This window comes from Sulfitobacter sp. M85, assembly GCF_029285915.1.
GTDB classification, from domain to species: Bacteria; Pseudomonadota; Alphaproteobacteria; order Rhodobacterales; family Rhodobacteraceae; genus Sulfitobacter; species Sulfitobacter faviae.
Map to the genome: position 1 here is coordinate 1 of NZ_JABECQ010000009.1, position 26418 is coordinate 26418.

General features: G+C 64.1%; 20 protein-coding genes. 7 read left to right on the top strand and 13 right to left on the bottom strand.

Annotated elements, in window-relative coordinates; translation table 11 throughout:
- Nucleotides 1-114: 114 nt before the first annotated feature.
- A complete protein-coding gene (locus tag HKX24_RS15385) occupies nucleotides 115-534 on the top strand; it encodes a hypothetical protein (RefSeq protein WP_276154090.1) in 420 nt (139 codons plus the stop codon).
- A gap of 72 nt (nucleotides 535-606) precedes the next feature.
- Here HKX24_RS15385 and HKX24_RS15390 read toward each other — a convergent pair whose 3' ends face one another.
- On the bottom strand, nucleotides 607-1659 hold the full coding sequence (locus tag HKX24_RS15390; RefSeq protein WP_271692177.1) for an AAA family ATPase: 1053 nt from the start codon (nucleotides 1657-1659) through the stop codon (nucleotides 607-609).
- 651 nt (nucleotides 1660-2310) lie between these two features.
- A complete protein-coding gene (locus HKX24_RS15395) occupies nucleotides 2311-4593 on the bottom strand; it encodes an adenosylcobalamin-dependent ribonucleoside-diphosphate reductase (protein WP_276154091.1) in 2283 nt (760 codons plus the stop codon).
- Nucleotides 4594-4748: 155 nt separating this feature from the next.
- Between HKX24_RS15395 and HKX24_RS15400 the strand changes: the two genes are divergently transcribed.
- Nucleotides 4749-5180 (top strand): DUF1489 domain-containing protein, encoded by a 432-nt coding sequence (locus tag HKX24_RS15400; protein WP_271692180.1) that lies wholly within the window; start codon nucleotides 4749-4751, stop codon nucleotides 5178-5180.
- A 3-nt stretch (nucleotides 5181-5183) separates the two neighbouring features.
- Here HKX24_RS15400 and HKX24_RS15405 read toward each other — a convergent pair whose 3' ends face one another.
- The 9 genes from HKX24_RS15405 to hisS form a co-directional block, all read right to left on the bottom strand.
- On the bottom strand, nucleotides 5184-7004 hold the full coding sequence (locus tag HKX24_RS15405; RefSeq protein ID WP_276154092.1) for an AMP-binding protein: 1821 nt from the start codon (nucleotides 7002-7004) through the stop codon (nucleotides 5184-5186).
- A gap of 11 nt (nucleotides 7005-7015) precedes the next feature.
- Nucleotides 7016-7810 carry an ABC transporter ATP-binding protein gene (locus tag HKX24_RS15410; protein ID WP_271692182.1) on the bottom strand — a complete coding sequence of 265 codons (795 nt, stop codon included), beginning with the start codon at nucleotides 7808-7810 and terminating at the stop codon, nucleotides 7016-7018.
- A 72-nt stretch (nucleotides 7811-7882) separates the two neighbouring features.
- A complete protein-coding gene (locus HKX24_RS15415; RefSeq protein WP_271692183.1) occupies nucleotides 7883-9091 on the bottom strand; it encodes an ABC transporter substrate-binding protein in 1209 nt (402 codons plus the stop codon).
- 28 nt (nucleotides 9092-9119) lie between these two features.
- On the bottom strand, nucleotides 9120-10190 hold the full coding sequence (locus HKX24_RS15420; protein ID WP_271692184.1) for a branched-chain amino acid ABC transporter permease: 1071 nt from the start codon (nucleotides 10188-10190) through the stop codon (nucleotides 9120-9122).
- Nucleotides 10187-11191, bottom strand: coding sequence for a branched-chain amino acid ABC transporter permease (locus HKX24_RS15425; protein ID WP_276154093.1), 1005 nt, complete (start codon nucleotides 11189-11191; stop codon nucleotides 10187-10189). Before HKX24_RS15425 ends, HKX24_RS15420 begins: the two co-directional genes overlap by 4 nt.
- 73 nt (nucleotides 11192-11264) lie before the next feature.
- Nucleotides 11265-12080: an ABC transporter ATP-binding protein gene (locus HKX24_RS15430; protein WP_271692187.1), complete on the bottom strand. Its 816-nt coding sequence runs from the start codon at nucleotides 12078-12080 to the stop codon at nucleotides 11265-11267.
- Nucleotides 12081-12292: 212 nt separating this feature from the next.
- A complete protein-coding gene (gene hisG, locus HKX24_RS15435; protein WP_067260848.1) occupies nucleotides 12293-12982 on the bottom strand; it encodes an ATP phosphoribosyltransferase in 690 nt (229 codons plus the stop codon).
- A complete protein-coding gene (locus tag HKX24_RS15440; RefSeq protein WP_271692188.1) occupies nucleotides 12979-14061 on the bottom strand; it encodes an ATP phosphoribosyltransferase regulatory subunit in 1083 nt (360 codons plus the stop codon). Before HKX24_RS15440 ends, hisG begins: the two co-directional genes overlap by 4 nt.
- Complete coding sequence (hisS, locus tag HKX24_RS15445) at nucleotides 14061-15557, bottom strand: histidine--tRNA ligase (RefSeq protein WP_271692189.1); 1497 nt, start codon at nucleotides 15555-15557, stop codon at nucleotides 14061-14063. Before hisS ends, HKX24_RS15440 begins: the two co-directional genes overlap by 1 nt.
- A gap of 178 nt (nucleotides 15558-15735) precedes the next feature.
- On the opposite strand from hisS, the gene HKX24_RS15450 reads away from it, so the two are divergent.
- A complete protein-coding gene (locus tag HKX24_RS15450) occupies nucleotides 15736-15930 on the top strand; it encodes a SlyX family protein (protein ID WP_082851915.1) in 195 nt (64 codons plus the stop codon).
- Nucleotides 15931-15950: 20 nt separating this feature from the next.
- Here HKX24_RS15450 and HKX24_RS15455 read toward each other — a convergent pair whose 3' ends face one another.
- Together HKX24_RS15455 and dnaE are read right to left on the bottom strand one after the other, a co-directional pair.
- On the bottom strand, nucleotides 15951-16517 hold the full coding sequence (locus HKX24_RS15455) for a hypothetical protein (RefSeq protein WP_276154094.1): 567 nt from the start codon (nucleotides 16515-16517) through the stop codon (nucleotides 15951-15953).
- A gap of 94 nt (nucleotides 16518-16611) precedes the next feature.
- A complete protein-coding gene (gene dnaE / locus HKX24_RS15460) occupies nucleotides 16612-20148 on the bottom strand; it encodes a DNA polymerase III subunit alpha (protein WP_271692191.1) in 3537 nt (1178 codons plus the stop codon).
- Nucleotides 20149-20348: 200 nt separating this feature from the next.
- Between dnaE and xdhA the strand changes: the two genes are divergently transcribed.
- From xdhA to HKX24_RS15480, 4 genes are read left to right on the top strand one after another with little or no spacing between them, the layout of a single operon-like run.
- A complete protein-coding gene (gene xdhA, locus HKX24_RS15465; RefSeq protein ID WP_271692192.1) occupies nucleotides 20349-21740 on the top strand; it encodes a xanthine dehydrogenase small subunit in 1392 nt (463 codons plus the stop codon).
- A complete protein-coding gene (gene xdhB, locus HKX24_RS15470) occupies nucleotides 21737-24151 on the top strand; it encodes a xanthine dehydrogenase molybdopterin binding subunit (protein ID WP_271692193.1) in 2415 nt (804 codons plus the stop codon). The genes xdhA and xdhB overlap by 4 nt, the downstream gene beginning before the upstream one ends.
- The gene (gene xdhC, locus HKX24_RS15475) at nucleotides 24148-24903 is read left to right on the top strand and encodes a xanthine dehydrogenase accessory protein XdhC (protein ID WP_271692194.1); all 756 of its coding nucleotides are present in this window, start codon (nucleotides 24148-24150) and stop codon (nucleotides 24901-24903) included. The genes xdhB and xdhC overlap by 4 nt, the downstream gene beginning before the upstream one ends.
- A complete protein-coding gene (locus HKX24_RS15480) occupies nucleotides 24900-26417 on the top strand; it encodes an ABC transporter ATP-binding protein (protein WP_271692195.1) in 1518 nt (505 codons plus the stop codon). Before xdhC ends, HKX24_RS15480 begins: the two co-directional genes overlap by 4 nt.
- The last annotated feature ends 1 nt before the right edge of the window (nucleotide 26418 follow it).

The following is a 26418-nucleotide window of genomic DNA, read 5'->3' on the forward strand; positions in this document are numbered from 1 at the left end:
GCGCTGAGGCTGCAAAGAAAACACGAAAGGAGCCAAAACATTGACCGCGTCATAAACCACGACGCATAACTGAGGGTGGGTCAAATCTCGGTGAAAATACCGGGTCAGCTCTCAGTGACAATCAACATCCTTGTTTTTTTCGAAGAGCTCAAAAACGTCTTAAACCGCCCCAATGCTCCCGGAATGACAATTGACGCCTTCGCCCGTTCCGTCGGCCTGAAACCGCGGCAAGCGGGGAGGTTGATCAGGAAGGGGCATACCTCGGCAACAATGGCCCGCAATCCCAAGACCCACGCCCGACAATACTATATGCAAGAGCAGGATATTGCTGCGTTCAAGGGCAACTTCGTCACGCTCCGCGAATTGGCGATCCTGCGGGGGCAAAGTTGGCAATCCCTGCGGGCGGCGCTCAAAAAGGACCAAGTCTCTCAATTCAGCCCTGATGGTCTTGACTACGGTCCTGTTTTTCAATGGTCGGTCCTGGAGGCGTGCGGCATTGCTAACCGGCCGGTGCCGCAAGACGAAAACCGCTGAAATTCGCTCCCGCCTCGCGCTTGTTGTTGTATCAAAACAGATGCCGGCCCCGCGATTGGAACCGACACAGTATCAATGCATGTTCGGAGCTGCCGAAGACTGTAACGTCCCAGCAAGCTGGCGGATCTGACGTAGACTGATCCCAGGCGAGGCCTGTGCCATCCGCGCGATAAAGGCACAGCACTGATCACGTTCCGCTCTATCGCCATACCCTGCCGTCAATCGCTCGAAATGATCAACGGCATCTTCGGCACTTAGCCCGGCAAGGTGAAATACATGCGCACGATCACGCAGTGGCGCGGGGATGAGGTCAGCGTCATTTGCCGTCATGATCCAGATCACGCGGGACATATCAAAGCGCAGCCGGTGGAACGGACATTCAAAGCGCGCAGCTGTTCCCGGGTCCAGCAACGTTAGCAAGGACGTCGTCAGGCTCGTCGTAGATCCTGCTCTGCTTCGCATCGCGCCAGCCTTGTCGACTTCATCCACCACCATCACTGGATTAGCGACATGGGTCGACAGGATCGTCTCGACCGGGATGCCTGCCTGCGTGCTGTTCCAACCTTTCTCGACGCCGGTAATCCGAAAGCCGGCGCTTCCACTTCCAACGTCGATCAGTCGTGCCGGTGCCCCTGCCAGCTCTGCCAGACGGCGCGCATAATGTGATTTCCCGATGCCAGGCGGACCAGAAAGGATCATGGGGGATATGGCCAGACCACTGTTGCCGGCAGCAACATGCGCCAACATCTGTCGCATGATCCACGTAGATACGTCTCGCATCCATGGACTTTCGGCATGAAGGTCAGCTGCCAACTGATAAACCTGATCCTTGTTTGCTGGCCCTGAAAGTGCAGCCCCTTCTTTGGCCAAAGCTGTGACTTGCGCCAAAGCCTCCTTGGACAAAGCACTCAATCCCGCTTGCCGCAAACGCCGGGAATGGGCATCCGCCGCCAAACGCTTTGCCTTTTGCTCCTGTTGGTAGCCAAGCTTTGTCGCCGCCCCGGCACGGAGGTTCCCTTTCATCCGGCTCAAGGCGCTTGTGAAATTACGCTCCAATTCTTCGAGGCGTGGGACCACAAGGTCATTGGACAACACGGCAAAGCGGTTGTTCGAGTGCTTAACCATGACCAACCCCTACGCGATGCCGTTCGGCGCGGCGAAGTGTTCTGACACGACCAATGATTTGGAAGGTGGCGCTGGTATTAGACTTTGGGAACATGGATAGATCTCCTCGGGTTGAAAACCGGGAGGGCCGCGGGCATCGACCCGGCCATATTGGCGTCAGCGCTGTTAGTGAAATGACAGAAGTGACCGGCCCCCGGAGCGGGGTTCAAATGGCGCGTATTGCGCGCTGAATATGCCGAATACTGTAGGTCATGGTGCAATTGGGATAGGCCGCCTTCTTAGCCCGTGTCAACTCTCCATCGGTTTTGCGGCCACCGGGTGGCGTGCGGCGCAAAAACACCCACGCTTCATTATATCTTGAGCACCAAGGTCGGCCCCATGCCGGCGGACGAACCGCGCGCACCACCTCCCTCACTGCAGGGTCATTCCTACGCCCTATCGAAAGCCGCGACCGAAGTAGCCGCGCATCATCCACGCGAACACCCTTTCCAAAAGCCCCCCATCACGACAAGCCACTGACTTTAATAGATAAATCTGGACAGACCAAGAAAAGACCCGTCAAGAGAACTAACTCTTGACAGGCCTTGCGCACGCTATTTCTTGCTTTTGAGAAGACTATTCCTTTTTCTGCCTGCAACTGGACTAAGCCATCTAACCACTACACTTACTATGCCCGCAGCTCCCGCAGGTCATGCAGCCCTCGACCATCCGCATGTCGAACTGACCGCAAGACGGGCAGGATTTGCCGCGCGGGGCGTCGAGGCCGACGACCTTCGCCTGCGGGTCGGTCTTCAGACCCATGCCCTCGCCAGCGATGAAGCCGGTGGCGATCATGTGGCGCTCGATCACGCCGCCGATGGCCGCGAGGATCGAGGGGATGTATTTACCCTGCATCCAAGCCCCGCCGCGCGGGTCGAAGACGGCTTTCAGCTCTTCCACCACGAAGGACACGTCGCCGCCGCGGCGGAACACGGCCGAGACCATGCGCGTCAGCGCCACGGTCCAGGCGAAATGCTCCATGTTCTTGGAGTTGATGAAGACCTCAAAGGGGCGACGATGGCCGTTCAGCACGATGTCGTTGATGGTGATGTAGAGCGCGTGCTCGCTATCGGGCCATTTGACCTTGTAGGTGTTGCCCTCCAACTCGGCGGGGCGGTCCAGCGGGTCGGACATATAGACGATCTCGCCGCCTTCGCTGACCTGATCAGGGCTGTCGGCGGGGGCCTTGTCGCTCTTCTCGGAAGAGACGCTCAGAACCGAACCGGTCACGTCGTTGGGGCGATAGGTGGTGCAGCCTTTGCAGCCTGTGTCCCACGCCTGCATGTAGACGTCCTTAAAGGCATCAAAAGAGATGTCCTCGGGGCAGTTGATGGTCTTGGAGATCGAACTGTCGATCCACTTCTGCGCTGCGGCCTGCATCTTGACGTGATCGGCGGGCGGCAGGGTCTGGGCGTTGACGAAATAGTCGGGCAGCGGTGCATCGCCCTTCAGCTCGCGCCACATCTGCACGGCGTAGTCGACGACCTCTTCCTCGGTCCGGCTGCCGTCTTTTTGCAGCACCTTGCGGGTGTAGGCATAGGCAAAGACCGGCTCGATCCCCGAAGACACGTTGCCCGCGTAGAGGCTGATCGTCCCGGTCGGCGCGATGGAGGTCAAAAGCGCGTTGCGGATACCGTGTTCGCGGATCGCTTCGCGCACGTCATCGTCCATCTGCTGCATGGTGCCGGAGGCGAGGAATTTCTCAGCATCGAACAGCGGGAAGGCCCCCTTCTCTTTCGCCAGGTCCACGCTCGCCAGATAGGAGGCGCGGGCGATGGCTTTGAGCCATGCCTCGGTCTGCGCCGCCGCCTCATCAGAGCCATAGCGCAGGCCGACCATCAACAGCGCATCGGCAAGGCCGGTGACACCCAGACCGATGCGGCGCTTGTTCTGCGCCTCGGCAGCCTGTTCGGGCAGCGGGAAGTTCGACACATCGACCACATTGTCCATCATGCGAACGGCGGTGGCGACCAACTCGCTCATCGCGTTTTGGTCGAGATGGGCGTCGTCCTCGAAAGGCTGGGCAACCAGACGGGCAAGGTTGATCGAGCCCAGAAGGCAGGCGCCATAGGGCGGCAGCGGCTGCTCACCACAGGGGTTGGTGGCGGCGATGGTCTCGCAATAGTTCAGGTTGTTCGCGGCGTTGATGCGGTCGATGAAGATCACGCCCGGCTCGGCGTAATCATAGGTCGCCTGCATGATCTTGTTCCACAGATCGCGCGCCTGCACGGTCTTGTAGACCTTGTCGCCAAAGACGAGGTCCCAAGACCCGTCGGCCTTCACGGCCTCCATGAAGGGGTCGGTGACCAGCACGGACATGTTGAACATGCGCAGGCGCGCGGGGTCGGACTTGGCGGCGATGAAATCCTCCACATCCGGATGGTCGCAACGCATGGTCGCCATCATCGCGCCGCGGCGCGAGCCTGCGGACATGATGGTGCGGCACATGGCGTCCCAGACGTCCATGAAGGACAGCGGGCCGGAGGCATCCGCCGAGACGCCCAGCACATCCGCGCCGCGCGGGCGGATGGTGGAGAAGTCATAGCCGATTCCCCCGCCCTGCTGCATGGTCAGCGCGGCCTCTTTCAGCATGTCGAAGATGCCGGACATGCTGTCGGGCACGGTGCCCATGACGAAGCAGTTGAACAGCGTCACGCGGCGCGCGGTGCCGGCGCCTGCGGTGATGCGGCCCGCGGGGAGGTATTTGAAATCCTCCAGCGCGTTGAAAAACTTGTCTTCCCAAACGTCCGCCTTCGATTCGACCTGCGCGAGGTCGCGGGCGATGCGGCGCCATGTGTCCTCCACCGTGACGTCCTTCGGGGTGCCATCGGCCCCTTTAAAACGGTATTTCATATCCCAGATTTGTTCGGCGATCGGGGCGGTAAAGCGGGACATGGGGTAACTCCTGAGGTCAGTGGCAGGGGCTCTTATTAACTAGGCTCCGCCTGAGAGAAAACCGGAAAATTACCCTCCATCATACAAGAATTTGCATGTGATTGAAATCCAACTACCTTATATGGCGTGGACCAAAGGAATCGCTGGGGGGCGATGTGACCGGTAAAACGAACCTAATAAAGCTTTCGGTCGGCACCGAAGGCGTCGAAAGCCTTGCCAAATGGCAGGCGCGCAAGGACGTGCGCACGCATGACGGGCTGCCGCGCCATGTGACCCGCATGTGGCCCAAGCGCGAGGCCGAAATTCTCAACGGCGGCTCGATCTACTGGGTCATCAAGGGCGTGATCCAAGCCCGCCAGCGCATCGTCCGGCTGGAAGAGGTCACCCGCGCCGACGGCATCCGCCGCTGCGCCATCGTGCTCGACCCCGAGATCATCCGCACCCAGAACAGCCTGCGCCGGGCCTTCCAAGGCTGGCGCTACCTCAAGCCCGAGGACGCGCCGCCCGACCTGCCCGAGGGCCGCGAGGCCGAGGCGGAACTGCCCGTGGAATTAAACCGCGCACTGGCCGAGATCGGCGTGCTCTGAGCTTCAGTCGGCGTAGAGCCCCTCGATCTGATCCCCATAGAGTTCGTAGACCTTGGCCCGGCGCACCTTCATCGTCGCGGTCACCTCGCCGTCGTCGTGGTCAAGCTCCTTGCGCATCAGCCAGACCTTCTTGACCTGCTCGACCCGCGCCAAATCGCGGTTTTGCTTGGCCACCTCCGCGTCGATCAATTCCTGCACCTTGGGGTGCTCGGCCAGCGAGCGGAAAGTGGTATAGGCGATCCCCTGCCCCTCGGCCCAGAGCCGGACCGTGTCCATGTCGATCTGCACCAGTGCTGTCACATAGGGCCGCTTGTCGGCCACGGCGACCACCTCCTTGATGAAGGGGCTGGCCTTGATGACATTCTCGATATGCGCAGGCGCGAGGTTCTTGCCCGCCGCGTTGATCATGATGTCCTTCTTGCGGTCGATCAGCGTGATCGAACCGTCGGCTTCCTCGCGGCCCACGTCGCCGGTGTGCAGCCAGCCGTCACGGAGCGTCTCGGCGGTGGCCTTGGGGTTCTTGTAATAGCCCTTGAAGATGGTCCCGCCCGAGAACAGCACCTCGCCATCCTCAGCGATCTTGGTGCGCACCCCGCTGACCGGAAAGCCGATGCGCCCGTCGCATTGGCCCCATGAGCGCTGGATCGTGCCCACGCCCGAGGTTTCGGACATGCCCCAAGCCTCGCGGATATTCACGCCGATGCCGCGCATGAAACCTAAGAGCTCGGCGCTGATCGGCGCGGCGGCGGAGATCGCGAAACTGGTCCGACCGAGGCCGAGATAGCTGCGGATATGACGGTAGATCAGCGCGTCCCAAAAGGCGTGGGCTAACCGGTCCCCGGCGCTCCATTTGTCGCGTCGGATCATGCCGCGCCGCTGCGCGCCCTTCAGCGCCATCAGCGTCATCGGCCCCTTGATCTTACCTGCGGTCTGCGCCTGCACCAGGACGCCCGCCTGCATCTTCTCCCAGATCCGCGGCACGCCGAAGAAGACCTGCGGCGCGATCTCCCGCAGGTCGAGCGTGATGGTCCGAAGGCTCTCGCCGAAGTTCATCACGAATTGCTGCGCCAATCCGTTGATCACCGTCACCGCCTGTTCCGCGATGTGGCACAACGGCAGGTAGCTCAGCACATCCGTCCCGGGCGGGTAGTCCCCGAAAACATCCCGCGCCACACCCACGCCCGCGTGGATGTTGCCATAGGAAATCTCCGCCGCCTTGGGCAGGCCGGTGGAGCCCGAGGTAAAGACCATCATCGCCGTGTCGTCGGGCTCGATCCCCGCTTGCCGCGCCCGCAGGTCGTCGGCGAGACCCGATAGCCGCGCCCGGCCCCGCTCAAGCAGGTCGTCGAAACTGATCAGCCCCAGCAGATCCTCGCCCCGCGTGCCCTTGGGGATGAAGATCACCAACTGCCGCAGCTGCGGCACCCGGTCACCCAACTCCTTGATCTTGTCGAGCTGTTCCTGATCCTCGATGAAGAGCACCGTGCTGTCCGAGGCGTTGATCAGATGCTCCAGTTCCGCCGCCGGGCTGGTGGGATACATGCCCACGACCACGCCCGCCGCCGCGTTGATGCCGAACTGCGCCTGCACCCATTCGCTGCGGTTCTCGCTCAGGATGCCGACATGATCGCCCGCCTTCAGACCCAGATCGACAAGCCCCGCGGCGGCGGCCTGCATGATCTCCTGCAGCCCGGCCCAGGTGATCTCGTTCCAGATGCCGAATTCCTTTTGCCGCATGGCCACGCCCGTGGGGCGGTTCTGGGCATGGTTGTGCACCATGCGCACCAGCGGCGCGAAATCGCCCTTGAACTCGTCGAATGCCATCTCGGGCCTCCTTAGCTGAGCCAGCGTTTGCGGCGTTTGTAGTGTTTCACGTCACGGAAGGACTGCCGCGCACCGCCCTCTTCGCCCATGCCGAGGTAGAAAGACTGGATGTCCTTGTCGCCGCGCAGTTTTTCGACATCGCCCTCCATCACGATCTGGCCGCTTTCCATGATGTAGCCGTAGTCGGCGACCGAAAACGCCACGCCCGCGTTCTGCTCCACCAGCAGGATCGCGGTGCCGTCCTCTTGGTTCAGCCGCTTGATCGTGTCGAAAATCTCAGCCACCACCTTGGGGGCAAGGCCGAGCGACGGCTCGTCCATCAGGATCAACTCGGGCCGCGCAATCATCGCCCGGCCAAAGGCCAGCATCTGCTGCTCACCGCCTGAAAGATAGCCCGCGATCTGCCGCCGCCGCTCCTTCAGCCGCGGGAAAAACGCATAGACCTTGTCGTAATCGGGTTTCGCCTGCCGCCGGTCCAATGCGTATGAGGCGGCGATCAGATTGTCCTCCACCGTCATCTCGCTGAAGATCCGCCGCCCCTCGCGCACGTGGAACAACCCCTGCTGCACCAATCGGTCCGGCTGGATCGACATGATCGACTGCCCCTTGAAGGAAATCCGCCCCTCGCCGACCTCGCCGTTCTCAAGCGCCAGCAGGTTGCTCGCCGCCTTCAGCGTCGTGGTCTTGCCCGCGCCATTGGTGCCCAAAAGCGTGACGATCTTGCCGTCCGGCACCTCAAGCGACAGCCCGCGCAGCGCCTGCACCGTGTGGTGATACGTCACTTCGATGTTCTCGATGGTCAGCACCGCGGGCCCTCTCTCTTTTTGGCCAAAAAATACTTCGGGGGTCCGGGGGCAGCGCCCCCGAACCTCCTTCGTTTACACCGTGAACCAGTCCGATTTCGGCGTGAACAGCCCGTCCTCGGGGTTGTAGCCATAGACACGGCCGGTCCCGATGGCGTTGTTCTCCATGCTCACCGGCCCGCCAAAGAAGCCGCCCGAATCCCAGTTTGAGATGCCCGAGAGCTTCTCGGCGATATTGTCCGGCGTCAGTTCCAGCCCGGCCTCGGCGGTGTCGCGGAAGGCCTTCATGGCGATTTCCAGCCCGCACATGGTCTGGATCGCCCAAGTCGACATGTAGTTCTCCAGAGGCGTGCCCGCGAACATTTGCTTGCTGAGTTCGGCGTACTGCTGGTAGCGCGGCGCGTCTTCGCGGTCGTAGAAATAGCGGTAAGGCATGACGCCTTCGTAGCCCGCAAGGAAGGGCCCGGCCTCGGCGGTGATGCGGTCGGCGATGAGCTTCTCCATACCCCAGAAGGTGCCCTTGAACTTGACCGGCAGGCCAAATTGCCGCGCGCCGCCGATGAGCTGCGGCCAGACGCCGGTGACATAGCCCTGCAGGATGCAGTGATCCGCGCCGGATTGCGCCAGCTTGGTGACATGGGTGGGAATGTCCGCGCCCTCGGCCTTGGTGCTTTCCTCCAGCACGACCTCGAGGCCAAGCTCCTCGGCGGTCTTGCGGCCGTGTTCGATCGGATCGCGCCCGAACTCGGTGTTGGAGAAGATGAAGGCCACCTTCTGCCCGCCCTCGTTCTTGATGTTCTGCAGCAGGATGTCGAACTGGCTCTGATAGGTCGGCCCCGAGAGATACTGGTAGGGGTGGGTCGCCGGGTCGGCCAGTTCCGAGGCGAAGGACGTGGAGCCCATGATCCGCGCATTCTCGCCCTTCAACTCGGGCGCGATCAGCTTCATCGCGCCGGTGCTGTCGGCGAAATAGCCAATCATGTTCTTGCCTTCCGAGGCCAGCGCGCGCTGGTAGTTATTGAGCGCGTTCTGCGGCACATAGCCGGAATCCTCGGTGACGAAGCGAATGGGCACGCCCGCCACGCCGCCCTCATCGTTAAACAGTTTCGCGGCCATAGCGAAGGCGGGCGCGACGAGTTGCCCCGCCGTGGCGAAGGGCCCGGTGAGCGGCAGCGAGGCGCCGAGCACGTATTCCTTGGGCTGGGCGCGCAGGATCATCGGCGTGCCGATGGCCGCCGTCGCGGCAGCCGTGGTGGCGAGGAAGGATCGGCGGTTCATGGTCATCTGTCTTCTCCCTGATGTGGCCTTTTGATTACCCGCGCGCAAACGGCCAACGGTTTGTGGCGCGCAGGATGCGGTCGACGATCTGGTTGATGCCCAGGGGCTCCTTGAGCAGGAACAACACCAGCAGGACGCCGAAGGCGATCTGCTGAAGGGGCGCGCGCAGCTGCCCCGCCCCGGCGCTGTCCCCGGCGAGCGCGCCGAAGAGCACCTTGATCACCTCGGGCACCATGACGACGATGATAACGCCGAAGACCGGCCCCATCGTGCGCCCCATGCCCCCGATGATCAGCGCCGCCACGAGGTTGAGCGAGAGCGCCAGTTCGAACTGCTCGGGCAGGATACGGGCGTAGAAATAGGCGAAAAGCGCCCCGGCGAGGCCACAGTAGGCCGCCGAGAGAGCAAAGCTCATCAACTTGTAGCGCAGAAGCGAGATGCCGAGGATCTCGGCGGAATAGTCCCGGTCGCGGATCGCGATGAAGGCGCGCCCCACCCGGGTGCGGATGAGGTTCTGCGCCGCCAGCAGCGAGATCAGCCCCACCACGGCGATCAGCCCGAACATCTCGCGCTTGGTGTCGAGCTCCCATCCCAGCAGGTTGGGCACATTGGTGTTAAGCCCAACCATGCCGCCGGTCCATGGCGCGAAGAGGTCTTCCTCGATTAGAAAGATCACGATGAAATTCGCCGCCAGCGTCGCCACGGCGAGGTAAAGCCCCTTGACCCGCAGGCTCGGCAGGCCGACCAGCACGCCCACGGCTGCCGCCAGCGCTACAGCCAAGGGCACCGAGACAAAGGGCATCAGCCCCGCCGGGATCACCCCCGCCCCGAGGTTGCCGAAGATCGTCACCGCATAGGCGCCGATGGCGACGAAGGCGCCATGGCCCAGCGACACCAGACCGGTATAGCCCGTGAGGATGTTGATCCCCACCACGGCGATCAGCAGGATGCCCATCTGGCTCGCGATCAGAATGAGGTAGTCGTTGCCGAACAGCGTGAACAGCACAAGCGCGAGGATCGAGCCGTAGACGAAGGCCTGTTTGTAGCGGTTGTTCAGCACCCGCTCGTCGGCGGCATAGCTGGACTTCAGATTGGCGTTGATCATATCCGCTCGACCTCCTTTTGCCCCATCAGCCCGTGCGGGCGCCAGATCAGCACCACCAGCACGGTGACGTAAGGCACGATCTCGGCCCAGCCGCCGCCCATCTGCCACTGGGTCATCGCCTCCAGCACGCCCACCACCATCGCCGCGATCAGCACGCCCACGTAGCTATCCAGCCCGCCCATCAGCACGATCGCCAGAACCGAGAAGCCAAAAAGCCCGAGGCTCGGCGAGATGCCGTTACGCGTGGCGAGGATCGCGCCCGCGATGGCGCCGGTGGTGCTGGCCAGCACCCAGGCGCGCGAAAAGACCTTGGGCACCGAGATGCCCATGGAATAGGCGGTGGACTGGTCCTCGGCGGTGGCGCGGATGGCGATGCCGCCCTTGGTGAACTTCACGAAGGCGACGATGCCACCAAACAGCAGCAGCGCCACGGCCATATTCACCAGATCGGTACCGAAGAGGAAAATCATCGTGCCGAACAGTTCGAACCGGATCGGCATGTTAGGCGCGATATAGGGCACGCTTGCGGCATCCGCCGTCCAGATCAACTGCGCCGCGCCCGACAGGATTGAGATTAGACCGACCGTCACCATGATCATGGCAAAGATCGACTGCCCCATCAGCGGGCGCATCAACACGCGTTCGATCACCCGACCGAGGATCGCGTTGCAGACCAGCGCCCCCGCCAGTCCCAGCAGAATGCGCGGCAGGTTCGCCACCCAGTCGAGCACCGCCGCCACGGGTGAGAACATCGGCAAATCGCCCCGCATCTCGACCATCCAGCCGGGCTGCCATGAGGCCAGCCAGCCGGGCGCCCAAGGCTGGCCGGGGACGATCACGGCGAAGGTGAAATAGAAATAGGCCCCGAACATGATCAGGTAGCCATGGGCGAAATTCACCACCTTGGTGGCCTTGTAGACGCTCACGATGCCCACGGCGATCAGCGCGTAGATCGCCCCGGCCATCAGCCCGTTGATCGCGAATTGCACGAACTGCCCCATCAAAGCGCCTCCCTTTCCTTACCCTCGGAATTTTTCAAAAATTCCGGCCCGATTTCTTTAAAAGAAATCGGCGTCATGCCGCGGCCCCCAGATAGGCTTCGATCACCGCCGGGTTGTTGGAGACCTCCTCAGGCGTGCCGCTGGCGATCTGCTGGCCGAAGTTCAGCACAACGATGCGGCTACAGATGTCCATCACCATATGCATGTCATGTTCCACCAGCAGGATCGTGGTGCCGAACTGCTCCTGCACATCGAGGATGAAACGCGCCATGTCGGCGGTCTCTTCGCGGTTCATACCGGCCACCGGCTCGTCCAGCAGCAACACGCGCGGGCGCATCGCCAGCGCGCGGCCCAGTTCGACCCGCTTTTGCAGACCATAGGGCAGCATGGTGATGGGATATTTGCGGATGTGGTCGATCTCGAGAAAGTCGATCACCTGCTCCTCGATCTCGCGGCGCAGTTCCAGCTCGGCCTTCTGCGCCGCGCCGAAATAGCGCAGCGCCTGCCAGACATTGGTCTTGAGCCGCGTGTGCCCGCCGAGTTTGATATTGTCGAGCACTGTCATGCCGCGAAACAGCGCGATGTTCTGAAAAGTCCGTGCGAGGCCAAGGCCCGCGCGCTTGTCGGGGCTGAGCGTTGTGATATCCTGACCCTCAAAGGACACGCTGCCCCGGTCAGGCCTATAAAACCCTGAAATCGCATTGAAAAGTGAGGTTTTGCCCGCGCCGTTGGGGCCGATCACCCCGGTGATCTCTCCGGCTTTGGCTTCGAAATTCACCCCCTGCAGCGCCTTGATGCCGCCAAAGGACAGATGCAAATCCTCAACCCTCAGCAATCGCTCACTCCCATGCGGCGACGGCTGCGGCCCCCCGCAAGGGGCGCGTGACATCCGATCATCGACGGATCCTCCCTATGTCCCGACCCCTGCCCCTTTTGGCGGTGCTTGTGGTATCGGCCTGTTGACCCTTTCACGCTATCCGAAGCGCGGCATCTCGCAAGTCTTTCGATAAGACGCGCGGCAAAGCGCCCCCGCGCCGGGAGCGGCTCGGAAGGTGCAATGCCATGGAAGGCAAGGGAAAAACCCGGGGCTGTGACGCTACGTCAGGTCAGCTGTGCGATCAGGGTTTTCAGCGCTTTGCGGCTGTGATCCTCTAGGGGCGCCATGCGCGAGCGCCATAGCGTCGCCTGCGATTGCAGGATCAAACCGTCGCTGAGGATCTTCAGGTGATTGGCGCGCAGGGTCTCCCCGCTGGAGGTGATGTCGGCGATGGCCTCGGCGGTCTCGTTCAGCACCGTGCCCTCGGTCGCGCCTTGGCTGTCGACCAGCGCGTAGTCGGCCACGCCATGGGTGCGCAGGAATTCCCGCACCAGCCGGTGATACTTGGTGGCGATGCGCAGGCGGAAGCCATGTTCGGCGCGGAAGGCCGCGGCGGCGGCATCCAGATCATCTAGCGTATCCACATCGACCCAAGCCTGCGGCACGGCGATGATCAGGTCGGCATGACCGAAGTTCAGCTCTTCCACCGGCTCGACCAACTGGTCCCAAAGGGCCAGTTTCTCTTGCACCAGATCGGTGCCGGTGACGCCCAAATGGATCCGCCCCGCCGAGAGTTCGCGCGGGATTTCACCCGCCGAAAGCAGCACGAGCGAGACATCCTCGATCCCTTCGACCTTGCCCGCATATTCGCGGTCGGACCCGGTCCGTTGCAGGCTGACGCCGCGCGCGCCGAACCATTCAAAAGTCTTCTCCATCAGCCGCCCCTTGGACGGCACACCCAGCTTCAGCGTCATTGCCCGGCCTCCAGTTCCAGCATCAGGCCGGGGCGCATCACACCGCCCACCGCCGGGATTTCATCGCCCTGACCCAGCCGCCGGGTCAGCGCATCGTAGCGCCCGCCGGTGGCGATGCTGGGCAAATCGGGCCGTGAGGCCGCGCGGAAAGCAAAGACGAAACCGTCGTAATATTCCATCGATGACCGGCCATGGCTGGCCTCAAAGAGCAGCGCGTCGGTGTCGATCCCGCGGGCGCGCATCGCATCGGCGCGGGCCGCGACACGGGCCACGGCATCGCCGATGGCGGGCATGTCGACGGCCAGATCGCGCAGGCGGCTCAGCGCGTTGGGCAGGGTTTCCCGCACCTCCAACAGCGCCTCGAAAAGGTCGACCTGCTGCGCGGAGATCGGCGGTGTCTGCGCATCCTCGCGCAGGGCCGCGACGCGGGCTTCAATTTCGGCGCGGGAGCGCAGCCCCACCATCGGCGCGTCGCATGTCACCTCGGCCTCGGCCAGCAACGCCTTGCGCCCCGCGGGCACCGGGCTGCGCCCGGCATAACGGTCAAGCAGTGCGCGAAAGCGGCGTGGGCGCCAGATGTGGCGCATCAACGCCTGTTTACGCGCAGCCGATGTGCCCAAGCCCTGCACCGCCGCCATCAGCACGCCGATGTCGCCGGTCACCGGGCGTACCGGCAGCCCCTGCATCGCCTCGGCGATCAGGGCGAAAACCTCGGCATCCGCCGCCGCCGGATCGGCGCGGTCGAAGACCTCGAAACCCACCTGAATGTATTCGTTGGCGCGGTTCGGGTCATGTTCCTGACGGCGGAAAACCTCGCCTGAATAGGTGTAGCGCGCGGGCTCGGCCCCATGGGCCATATGCATCTGCACCACGGGCACGGTGAAATCGGGGCGCAGCATCTGCTCCCCGCGCAGCGCGTCCGAGGTGACATAGGCGCGCGCGCGGATATCCTCGCCATAGAGGTCCAGCAGCGTGTCCGCCGGTTGCAAGATCGGCGGTTCGACCAGAACGGCGCCCTGCCCCTCGAAGATCGCGCGCAGGGAGGCCGCGCGCGCCAGTGTTTCGGAACGTGTGGGCATCAGCTTGTCCGATCCAAAATATCGCGCACCGCTTTGATCAGATCGCCGCGTGGCACCTCATATTGGTTGGGGCGCTCTTTCCACTCGTCATGGCTGGCCTCTTGCGCCAGTTGCGCGCCCAGCACCATGTCCTTGATCTGCACCACGCCGCGGTCCTTCTCGTCACCGCCTTCGATGACGACCACGGGGCTTTGCCGCTTGTCGGCGTATTTCATTTGGTTGCCGAAGTTCTTCGGATTGCCCAGATAAACCTCCGCCCGGATGCCCGCCTGCCGCAGCTCGGCCACCATGGCCTGATAATCAGCCATGCGGTCGCGGTCCATCACGGTGACGACGACGGGGCCTGTCGCTTCGGCCTCAAGCCGGCCTTTGGCGGCCAGCGCGGCGAGCAGACGGTCAACACCGATGGAGACGCCGGTCGCTGGCACTTCCTGCCCGGTGAAACGCTTCACCAGATCGTCGTAGCGTCCGCCGCCGGCGACCGAGCCGAAGTTCCGCGCGCGGCCCTTCTCGTCTTTGATCTCGAAGGTCAGTTCGGCCTCGAAGACCGGGCCGGTGTAATAGCCAAGGCCACGCACGACGGAGGGGTCGATCTCCACCCGGTCGGGGCCATAGCCACCCGCTGCCAACAGGTCCGAGATGAGTTGCAACTCATCCACGCCCTGCACGCCGACCTCGGAGCCTGCCACCAAGTCGCGCAGCCGCGCCACGGTCTCGGCCCCGGTCTCGCGCTTGGCCTGCATGAAGCCCATCACGACTTCGGCCTGCGCCTCGCCCAGCCCTGCACCTTTGGTGAAATCGCCGCTCTCGTCCTTGCGCCCTTCACCCAAAAGCGCGCGCACGCCCTCCGGCCCCAGCCGGTCGAGCTTGTCGATGGCGCGCAGCACGATACCGCGCTCGGCTTCCTTGTCGTCGCCCGAAAGCCCGGCCACTTCGAGCACGCCGTTGAGCACCTTGCGGTTGTTGACGCGCACCACATAATCGCCGCGTGCGATCCCGACCTCTTCGAGACAATCGGCCAGCATCGCGCAGATCTCCGCATCCGCCGCCACCGAAGGCGCGCCCACGGTATCGGCGTCACACTGGTAGAACTGCCGGAACCGCCCCGGCCCGGGCTTCTCGTTGCGCCAGACCGGGCCCATCGCGTAGCGCCGATAGGGCATCGGCAACTCATTGCGGTGCTGGGCATAGACCCGCGCCAAGGGCGCGGTCAGGTCATAGCGCAGCGCAAGCCAGTCACCGGGCTTGTCACCTTCGGCATCCTCTTGCCAAGCAAAGACACCCTCGTTCGGGCGGTCCACATCGGGCAGGAACTTGCCAAGCGCCTCGACCGTCTCCACGCCCGAGCTTTCCAGCGCGTCGAAACCATAGCGGTGATAGACGGCGGCGATCTTGTTCAGCATCTCGGCCCGATGGGTCACCTCGGTCCCGAAATAATCGCGGAACCCTTTCGGGGTTTGCGCCTTGGGACGGGGGGTTTTCTTGGGCTTTGCCATGGCAAGGATCCTCGGTGCATCAGTTGGCCTCGCGTCTAGCCCAAGCCCCCCGCAAGAGCAAGTAACGCGGCATCCCGCCCCTGTCCCGCGCCGCCGGTCCGTGCTAGATCGCGCAAAAAGGATGCGCGCCATGACTGACCAAAGCCCTGATCACACCCCAGACCAAACAGCCGAGCATATCAGCCGCCTTGAAGAGCAGATCGCCCATCTGACCCGCGCGGTCGACGATATGTCAGAGATTGTCACCCGTCAGGAGGCCGAGATCGTCACCCTGAACCGCCGCGTCCATATGCTAATGCAGCGCGAAGGAGAGCGGGACGCCTCGGGCGGTGGCGCGGTGCTTTTGGGCGATGAGCGCCCCCCGCATTACTGAACGACAGCGCCGCGCACCCGTCAATTGGCTGATTTCATTGCCACGGCGGCGACGGCCCCGTCATGCACCAGCACTTCGGACCAGCGCGCGGTCTGGCCCAAACGCTCATAGGCGCTGACGAAAAAGGTGGTCTTGTCGAGTTTGCCGATCTGCCGCCCGCAGGGTTTCCCGCGCCCCGCACCGCAGACGCGGGCCTTGATCGCCTCATAGGCCGCGTCGGTCTCGGCGGTGGGCAGGTTCTCTCCCCCCGGGCCGTAGTGCAGTTGTTCATAGACCGAAGGTTTGCCGAACAGCACATTGGCCGCCGTCAACTGACGCGCGGAATCATCCGCAAAGCCGGTGATGTAGAAACTGCGCGCCCCGGCGCTGCCGGGCTGCGAATCGAACAACCGGTAGCCCCGCGCCGCAGGTTCCTCGACCAGTTGCCCCAATTCGCTCAGATCCAGATCGCAGACACGGGCCACCTCGCCAAACGGCAGTACGGTGCCGAATGAAACCTCGGAGACCTGCGGGTTCGGCGCTGAGGGAGCCATGGCGCAGGCGGAGAGCAACGTCCCCATAATCAAAAGGCCGATGCGTCGTTTCATGCTCTGCTCCCCATAGCTTGGCAGGCAGGTAGCGCAGCCACCCGCCGCCGTCCACTGGATGCGGCAACGCGGGAGGCCGCCGAGGCGGCGGAGGTCAGATTTCCTCAACCTCCATCACCCCGTCGAGCGAGCGGATCGCGCCCTTGATCTGCGGTGTCACCGGGAACTCGCGCCCCAGATCGACTTCGACCTCACCGGGCAGGCTTGGATCCATCAGGCAGAACTGCACCGGCCCCTTGCCCGCCGCCTTCACTGCCTGACGCGCGCCGTCGAGCACATCGGCCACCGATTGAATGGCCCCCGGCCCGTCGATAAAAACGCGCAACCCCATGCTGCCCGCATCCGCCACCGCCGCGTCGATCGGGCCGATGCCGCGTGCCAAAAGCTTAAGCTGGTCGCTTTCCATCGTGGCCTCCACGGTGACGACGACCTTGGAGCCGACCTCCAGATGATCGCGCGAGGCTTCGAGCACGTCGGAGAAGATCGTCACCTCGTAGCCGCCCGTGGGGTCCGAGAGTTGCGCAAAGGCAAAGCGGTTGCCCCGCGCCGACTTGCGCTCCTGACGGCCCGCCACGACGCCCGCGAGCCGCGCGTTCATCGCGCCGCGGGTGCTGACCTTCTCGTTGAGCTCATCAAGCGTGAGGAAAGGCAGACCGGTCTCCCGCGCCCATTTGCGCTTCAGAGGCGGCATGTAGTCGTCCAGCGGATGGCCCGAGAGGTAGAAGCCCACGGCCTTGAACTCCTCGGCCAGACGCTCCGCCGACTGCCAGTCGTCGCAGGGCAGCATCCGCGGCTCGGGCAGGTCGTCGCCCGCCTCCCCGAAGAGCGAGACCTGATTGCTGGCCTTCTGTTCGTGAATCGCCGCCGAATAGCTCACCAACCCGTCGAGCGATTGGAACACCCGCCGCCGGTTGCTGTCGAGCTGGTCGAACGCGCCAGAGCGCACCAGCATCTCCAAGGGACGTTTGCCCACACGTTTCAGGTCCACCCGACGGGCGAGGTCAAAGAGCGTAGCAAAGGGCTTGTCCACACCATCCACCTTGCGCCCCTCGGTCACCAGCCGCATCGCCTCCAGCCCGACGTTCTTCAGCGCGCCCAGCGCATAGACAAGCGCGCCGTCGACCACTTTGAAAGTGGCATCAGAGCGGTTCACGCAGGGCGGCACCCAAGGCAGTTCGAGATGTTTGCGCACCTCTTCGAAATAGATCGCCAGCTTGTCGGTGAGGTGGATATCGCAGTTCATCACCCCGGCCATGAACTCCACGGGGTGGTTCGCCTTCAGCCATGCGGTCTGGTAGCTGACCACCGCATAGGCCGCGGCGTGGGACTTGTTGAAGCCGTAGTTGGCGAATTTCTCCAAAAGGTCGAAGACCTCCGCCGCCTTCTTCTTGTCGACGCCATTGGCCATCGCGCCTTTTTCGAACTTGGGGCGTTCCTTGGCCATCTCCTCGGCGATCTTCTTACCCATCGCACGGCGCAACAGGTCAGCGCCACCGAGCGAGTAGCCCGCCATGACCTGCGCGATCTGCATCACCTGTTCTTGGTAAACGATGATGCCTTGGGTTTCTTCGAGGATGTAGTCGATGCTGGGATGCACCGATTCAAGCTCGCGCTTGCCGTTCTTGACCTCGCAATAGACCGGGATGTTCTCCATCGGGCCAGGACGATAGAGCGCCACGAGGGCGACGATGTCCTCGATACAGGTGGGCTTCATGCGCTTGAGCGCATCCATCATGCCGCTCGATTCCACCTGAAAGACCGCGACGGTCTTGGCGCTGGAATAAAGATCGTAGGTCGCCTTGTCGTCGAGCGGGATGGTGGCGACGTCGTCGACATGGCCCTCGGGCGGCTCGTAGATCTGGCGCCCGTCCGCGGCGATATGCAGATGCCGCCCGCCCGCCTTGATCTGGTCGAGCGCGTTCTGGATGACGGTGAGGGTCTTCAGGCCGAGAAAGTCGAATTTCACCAGCCCGGCCTGTTCGACCCATTTCATGTTGAACTGCGTCGCCGGCATGTCCGATCGCGGGTCCTGGTAGAGCGGCACCAGCTGATCCAGCGGCCGGTCGCCGATCACCACGCCCGCAGCGTGGGTCGAGGCGTTGCGCAAAAGCCCCTCGACCTGCTGGCCGTAGGTCAGCAGGCGATCCACAACCTCTTCGTTCTTGGCCTCCTCGCGCAGGCGCGGTTCATCCGCCAAGGCTTTCTCGATGGAGACGGGTTTCACCCCCTCCACCGGAATCATCTTGGACAGCCGGTCGACCTGCCCGTAGGGCATCTGCAACACGCGCCCGATGTCGCGCACGGCCGCTTTCGACAAAAGCGCACCAAAGGTGATGATCTGGCCCACCTTGTCGCGGCCATATTTCTCCTGCACGTAGCGGATCACCTCCTCACGGCGGTCCATGCAGAAGTCGATGTCGAAGTCGGGCATCGAGACCCGTTCGGGGTTGAGGAAGCGTTCGAACAGCAGCGAATAGCGCAATGGATCGAGGTCGGTGATGGTCAGCGCATAGGCCACCAGCGAACCCGCACCCGAGCCCCGCCCCGGGCCGACGGGAATGTTGTTATCCTTAGCCCATTGGATGAAGTCGGCAACGATCAGAAAATAGCCGGGGAAGCCCATGCCCTCGATGATGCCAAGCTCGAAATCGAGGCGTTTTTGGTATTCCTCCACGCTTACCGCGTGGGGGATCACCGCCAGACGCGCCTGCAGCCCCTCGTTGGCCATGCGGCGCAGCTCGGCGACCTCGTCGTCGGCGAACTTCGGCAAGATCGGGTCGCGGCGATAGGCCATGAAGGCGCAGCGCTTGGCGATCTCGACGGTGTTGCTCAGCGCCTCGGGCAGGTCGGCAAAGAGGGTCGCCATCTCGGCCTGCGACTTGAAGTAATGCTGCGCGGTCAGACGGCGGCGCGGCTGGCTCTGGTCGACATAGGCGCCTTCGGCGATGCAGATCAGCGCGTCATGCGCCTCGTACATGTCGGGCTTGGGGAAATAGACGTCGTTGGTCGCGACCAGCGGAATGTCCATGGCATAGGCCATCTCGACAAAGCCGCGCTCGGTCAGACGCTCGGCCTCGGGCTGGCCGCCGTCCTCCGGATGGCGCTGCAACTCGACGTAAAGCCGTTCGCCGAAGGCGCGGTGCAGCCGCGCCATCAATGCTTCCGCCGCCGGGCGCTGACCGCCCTGCAACAGCATCCCCACCGGCCCCGAAGGGCCGCCGGTGAGACAGATGAGATCGGCGCTCAGCGCCTCGAGTTCCGCCAGCGTCACCTCCGCCGCTGCCCCGCCCTTGTCGAGGTAGAGGCAGGAGTTCAGCTTCATCAGGTTCTCGTAGCCCAATTCGCTCTGCGCCAGCAGCACCACCGGCGCGGGCGGGCGCGGTTTCTCGCCCGGCTGCACCTCGACATAGGCCACATCGACCTGACAACCGATAATCGGCTGCACGCCCGCCCCGGCCATGGCGACAGAGAACTCGAGCGCGGCGAACATGTTGTTGGTATCGGTCAGCGCCAGCGCGGGCATTTCCGCGTCACGGCACATGCCGGGCAGCTTTTTCAGCCGCAGCGCGCCCTCCAGCAAGGAATACTCGGAATGGCTGCGCAGGTGAATGAATCGCGGAGCATTTGACATGGGCGCAAACTATGCCAGCCACCTGCCCGGCGCCAGCGCCGGATGCGGCGGTGCTGCATTTTTCGCCCAAGGTATTTTTTCTTGCCAAAACGCCCCCCGCCCCGCTAGCCTGACCTCTACCTCGCCCGCGCCCGGTTCTACGCCGCATCGAACCCCGCGCATGTTAACGGGCCACTTTGTACCGCGGCGGATGAGAACCAATGGACATCACTTTTCTTCTCAATGGAGAAGTCGTGTCACTCTCCAACGTGTCCCCGACCACCACCCTGCTTGACTGGCTGCGCGAAGAGCGCGGCCTGACCGGCACCAAGGAAGGCTGCAACGAGGGCGACTGCGGAGCCTGTTCGGTGATGATCACCGACGAGAGCGGTCACCGCGCGCTGAACGGCTGCATCCTGTTCCTGCCGCAGATCAACGGCAAGGCCGTCACCACGGTCGAAGGCATGGCGAGCACCGATGGCGCGCTGCACCCGGTGCAGGAGACGATGGTCGAACACCACGGCAGCCAATGCGGTTTCTGCACGCCGGGTTTCGTGGTTTCCATGGCCACGGCGCATCTCAACGGGGCGCGGAACCATGACGTGCAACTTGCGGGCAACCTCTGCCGCTGCACGGGCTACGCGCCGATCATCCGCGCGGCGGAGGCCGCCGAGGACAAGCCCGTGCCGGAGCATCTGCTGGGCCTCAGATCGAAGCTCAAGCAGGACATCCCCGCCCCTGCCAAGGCCGAGGGCGCGCCCCATGTGCAGCCCGAGAGCAGTGACGAGCTGGCCGCGTGGTACCTCGACCACCCCGAAGCGACGCTGATCGCCGGGGCGACGGACGTGGGGCTCTGGGTGACGAAGGGTTTCCGCGATCTTGGCCCCGTCGCCTTCCTCAACCGCTGCGCCGATCTGCGCGGCATTACGGAGGATGAGACCGGCCTGCGCATCGGGGCGATGACGACCCTGACCGAGGTGGAGGCAAAGCTTTCCCCGCTGTTTCCCAGCTTGGGCGTGATGCTGCGGCGCTACGGCTCGACGCAGGTGCGCAACGCGGCGACGCTGGGCGGCAATATCGCCAACGGCTCGCCCATCGGCGACGGCCCGCCCGCGCTCATTGCGCTTGGTGCCACCCTGCACCTGCGCCGTGGCGATGCGCGCCGCGAACTGCCGCTGGAGGACTTCTTCCTCGACTACGGCAAGCAGGACCGCGCGCCGGGCGAATTTGTCGAAGCCATCACCGTGCCGCGCCAGCACGACACGCTGCGCTGCTACAAGCTGTCCAAACGTTTTGATCAGGACATCTCCGCGGTCTGCGGCTGCATCTCGATCACCGGCAATGGCTCTGAAATCCTCACCGCCCGCGTGGCCTTCGGCGGCATGGCCGCCACCCCGAAACGCGCCGCCGCGGCGGAGGCCGCCCTTGTCGGCCAGCCATGGAACGAAGAGACCATCCGCAAGGCGATGGAGGCGATGACGCAGGACTTCACCCCGCTTTCGGACATGCGCGCCTCCGCCGCCTACCGGATGCAGGCGGCGCAGAACATGCTGCTACGCTATTTCCACGACGCCAATGGCACCCCCACCAATCTGCTGGAGGTCTCGGCATGAGCGTTGCAAAGCCCCTTCCCCATGACGCCGCGAAGCTGCATGTCACCGGCGCCGCGCGTTATGTTGACGACATCCCCACCCCGCGCGGCACGCTGCATCTAGCCTTTGGCCTAAGCCCCGTCGCGGCGGGTGCGTTGACCGGGCTCGACCTCTCCGCCGTGCGCGAGGCTCCCGGCGTCGTCGCGGTGCTGACCGCCGATGACCTCGCGCATGACTGCGACACCTCGCCCTCGAACCATGACGAGCCGCTTCTGGCGACCGATCAGGTGCATTACGCGGGCCAGCCGCTCTATCTGGTGGTGGCCACCAGCCACCTCGCCGCGCGCCGGGCGGCCCAGCTGGGCAAGCCGCAGATCACCCCGCGCGATCCGATCCTGACGGTCGAACAGGCGCTCGCGGCCAACAGCCGTTTCGAGGATGGCCCCCGGATTTACCAGAAGGGCGATGCCGAGGCCGCGCTCTCGAAAGCCAGCCGCCGCCTCTCGGGCCAGATCGAGATGGGCGGGCAGGAGCATTTCTACCTCGAAGGTCAGGCCGCTATGGCGCTGCCGCAGGACAATGGCGACATGCTGGTGCATTCCTCGACCCAGCACCCGACCGAAATTCAGCATAAAGTAGCCCATGCCATTGGCCGTCCGATGCATGCCGTCCGGGTCGAAACCCGACGCATGGGCGGCGGTTTCGGCGGCAAGGAAAGCCAGGGCAACGCGCTGGCGGTGGCCTGTTCGGTCGCCGCGGCAATGACCGGCAAGCCCTGCAAGATGCACTATGACCGCGATGACGACATGATCATCACCGGCAAGCGGCATGATTTTCGTGTCGCGTATGACGTGGGCTTTGACGAGACGGGCCGCATCACCGCGCTGGACGTGACCCATTACACCCGCTGTGGGTGGTCGATGGACCTCAGCCTGCCGGTCGCCGACCGCGCCATGCTGCATGCCGACAACGCCTATCACTTGCGCGACATCCGCATCACCTCGCATCGTTTGCGGACCAATACCGCCAGCGCCACGGCGTTTCGCGGCTTCGGCGGCCCGCAGGGGATCGTCGGCATCGAACGGGTGATGGACCATATCGCGCATGAGCTGGGCCTCGATCCGCTCGCCGTGCGTCGCGCCAACTACTACAGCGACAACGCCCACCGACCGACCGAGGTGGAAAACACCGGCACCGCGATCGACAACCGCACCCCGCCGGATGCCGAGGCCGATCTGTCGTCACGCGGCGCGCCCCCTGCGCCCGGCGCGCAACCGTCGATCCCGGCCACGCCATCCGATGTGCAGACCACACCCTACCAGCAGCCGGTGACCGACTGCATCGTCAACGCGCTGACCGACCGGCTGGTCGAGAGCTGCGATTACGAGGCGCGCCGCGCCGCCATCGCCGAGTGGAACGCCGCAAACCCGCTAATGAAACGCGGCATTGCCATCACGCCGGTGAAATTCGGCATCTCCTTCACGCTCACCCACCTCAATCAGGCGGGCGCGCTGGTGCATGTCTACCAAGACGGCTCGATTCACCTGAACCACGGCGGCACCGAGATGGGGCAAGGGCTGTTCCAGAAGGTGGCGCAGGTCGCCGCCGCGCGCTTCGGCGTCTCGCCCGAGGTGGTCAAGATCACCGCCACGGATACCGCGAAGGTGCCCAATACTTCGGCCACGGCAGCCTCTTCGGGTTCGGACCTCAACGGCATGGCGGCGCAGAACGCCTGCGACACGATCCGCGACCGCATGGCCGCGCATCTGGCCGAACGCTACCAGACCACCCCCGATCAGGTGGTATTCGCCGAAGGCATGGTGCGCATCGCCGGGGAGGAGATTACCTTCGCCGCCGCCGCCGCCTCGGCCTATGAGAACCGCGTGAGCCTTTCCGCCACTGGCTACTACAAGACGCCCGAGATCGAATGGGACCGGATCGCCGGACGCGGGCGACCGTTCTACTATTTCGCCTATGGCGCGGCCTGCACCGAGGTGGTGATCGACACGCTGACCGGCGAAAACCGCATCCTGCGCACCGATATCCTGCATGACGCCGGGGCCTCGCTGAACCCCGCGCTCGACATCGGCCAGATCGAGGGCGGCTACGTGCAGGGCGCGGGCTGGCTCACGACCGAGGAACTAGTCTGGGACGAGAGTGGCACCCTGCGCACCCATGCGCCCTCGACCTACAAGATCCCCGCCTGTTCGGACCGCCCGCCAGTCTTCAACGTGGCGCTCTGGGACCAGCCGAACCCGGCGCAAACGGTCTACCGCTCCAAGGCCGTGGGCGAGCCGCCCTTCATGCTGGGCATCTCGGCCTTCATGGCGCTGTCGGATGCGGTGGCGGCCTGCGGCCCGCATTACGGCGACCTGCAAGCCCCGGCCACCGCCGAGGCCGTGCTCGCCGCCGTTGGACGGGCGCGGAAATGACCGCGATCTTCATCGAGGTCACCGCCACGCGCGGATCGGCCCCGCGGGATGCGGGCACGGCGATGAAGGTCACGTCTGATGCAATCGCGGGCACCATCGGCGGCGGCGCGCTTGAGCATCAGGCCATCGCGCACGCCCGCCAGATGCTGGCCGAGGGGCGGTGCGAAGACAGCCAGACCCTGCCGCTCGGCCCCGGTTTGGGCCAATGCTGCGGCGGCGCGGTCAGCCTGCGCTACACCACGACGCCGCGCCCGCTGGACGCGGCCACCCCCCTGCCCCTTCCGGATGTGCAAAGCGGCGTGCCGCTCTGGCTCTGGGGCGCGGGGCATGTGGGCCGGGCGGTGGTGGCGGCCTGCCCGCCCCGGGCCTTCGATCTGACATGGATCGACAGCGCCCGCGATCGTTTCCCCGACCAGATCCCGCCCCATGTCACCGTCACCCCCGCCGCCGACATGCCGCGGTTGGCCGCCCATGCGCCGCGCGAGGCGCACCACCTGATCTTCACCTATTCCCATGAAATCGACCTCGCACTCTGTGCCGCGCTGCTCAAACGCGGCGCTGCGAGCGTCGGCTTGATCGGCTCTGACACAAAAAAGTCACGGTTTTCCCGCCGCTTGCGTGACATGGGGTTGGATCCCTCTGGCATCACCTGTCCAATTGGCGATAAATCGCTGGGCAAGCTGCCTGCGCAAATTGCCCATGGCGCGCTGATCGCCCTCATCGCCCGGACCCAGACAAAGGTTTCCGCATGACTGTTTCACTTCTCGACCTCACCGGGTTGACCAAGGCCTACCCCGGCGTCGTCGCGAACGATGACGTTTCCCTGCGGATCGCCCCGGGCGAGGTTCACGCCCTGCTGGGCGAGAACGGCGCGGGCAAATCCACTTTGGTCAAAATGATCTACGGGCTGGTCAAACCAGACGCGGGCCAGATGCGGATGCGGGGCGAGAGCTTTGCCCCCACCGACCCCCATGCGGCGCGGCAGGCGGGCGTGGGCATGGTGTTTCAACATTTCTCGCTTTTCGATGCGCTCAGCGTGGCGGAAAACATTGCCCTCGGCATGGAAAACCCGCCGCGAATGCGCGAGCTGAGCCAGCAGATCCGCGATGTTTCGGACACCTATGGCCTGCCGCTTGCGCCGGACCGCACCGTCGGTGACCTTTCGGCGGGGGAGCGTCAGCGGGTTGAGATCATCCGCTGCCTGCTGCAAGAGCCGAAACTGCTGATCATGGACGAGCCGACCTCGGTCCTCACGCCGCAAGAGGTTGAAATCCTGTTCAAGACCCTGCGCAAACTCAGCGCCGAAGGCACTGCGATCCTCTATATCTCCCACAAGCTCGAAGAGATCCGCAGCCTGTGCGACAGCGCCACGATCCTGCGCTTGGGCAAGGTCGTCGGCCATTGCACCCCGCGTGAGACTTCGGCCCGCGACATGGCCGAGATGATGGTGGGCTCCGCGCTGAAAACGCCCACCCGCGACAGCAAGGAACCGGGCGAAGTGGCGCTGACGCTGAACAACCTCTCGGCCCGGTCGGCCCATGCCTTTGGCATGCCGCTGCGGGATATTTCCGTCGAGGTGCGGCGCGGGGAGGTGCTGGGCATCGGCGGCGTCGCGGGCAACGGGCAGGACGAATTGCTCAACGCGCTCTCGGGCGAAACACTGGTCGGCGCGGGCATGATCACCTTTGACGGGCGCGACATTGGCCTGCTCGGCCCCACCGCCCGCCGCGCGCTTGGCGTCCTGACCGCCCCCGAAGAGCGGCTGGGCCATGCCGCCGTGCCGGACATGTCGCTGACGGAAAACGCCATGCTGACCGGGGCCGCCCGTGAGGGGCTGGAGCGCGGCGGCATGCTCGACTGGGGCAAGGCGCGCAGCTTTGCCGAGAAGATCATCAAGACCTTCGACGTGCGCACCCCCGGCCCCGCCAATGCCGCGCGCTCGCTCTCAGGCGGCAACCTGCAGAAATTCGTCATCGGGCGCGAGGTGCTGCAACGGCCCGAGCTTTTGGTGGTGAACCAGCCCACATGGGGGGTTGATGCCTCTGCCGCCGCCGCGATCCGGCAGGCGCTTTTGGATCTCGCCTCGGGCGGAACCGCCGTGATCGTCATCAGCCAAGACCTTGATGAGCTGATGGAGATTTCCGACAATTTCGCCGCCCTGAACGAAGGCCGCCTGTCGCCCTCTCGCCCCGCGCAGGGGCTGACCGTCGAAGAGATCGGCCTGATGATGGGCGGCGCACATGGTATGGAGGTCGCGCATGTCTAAG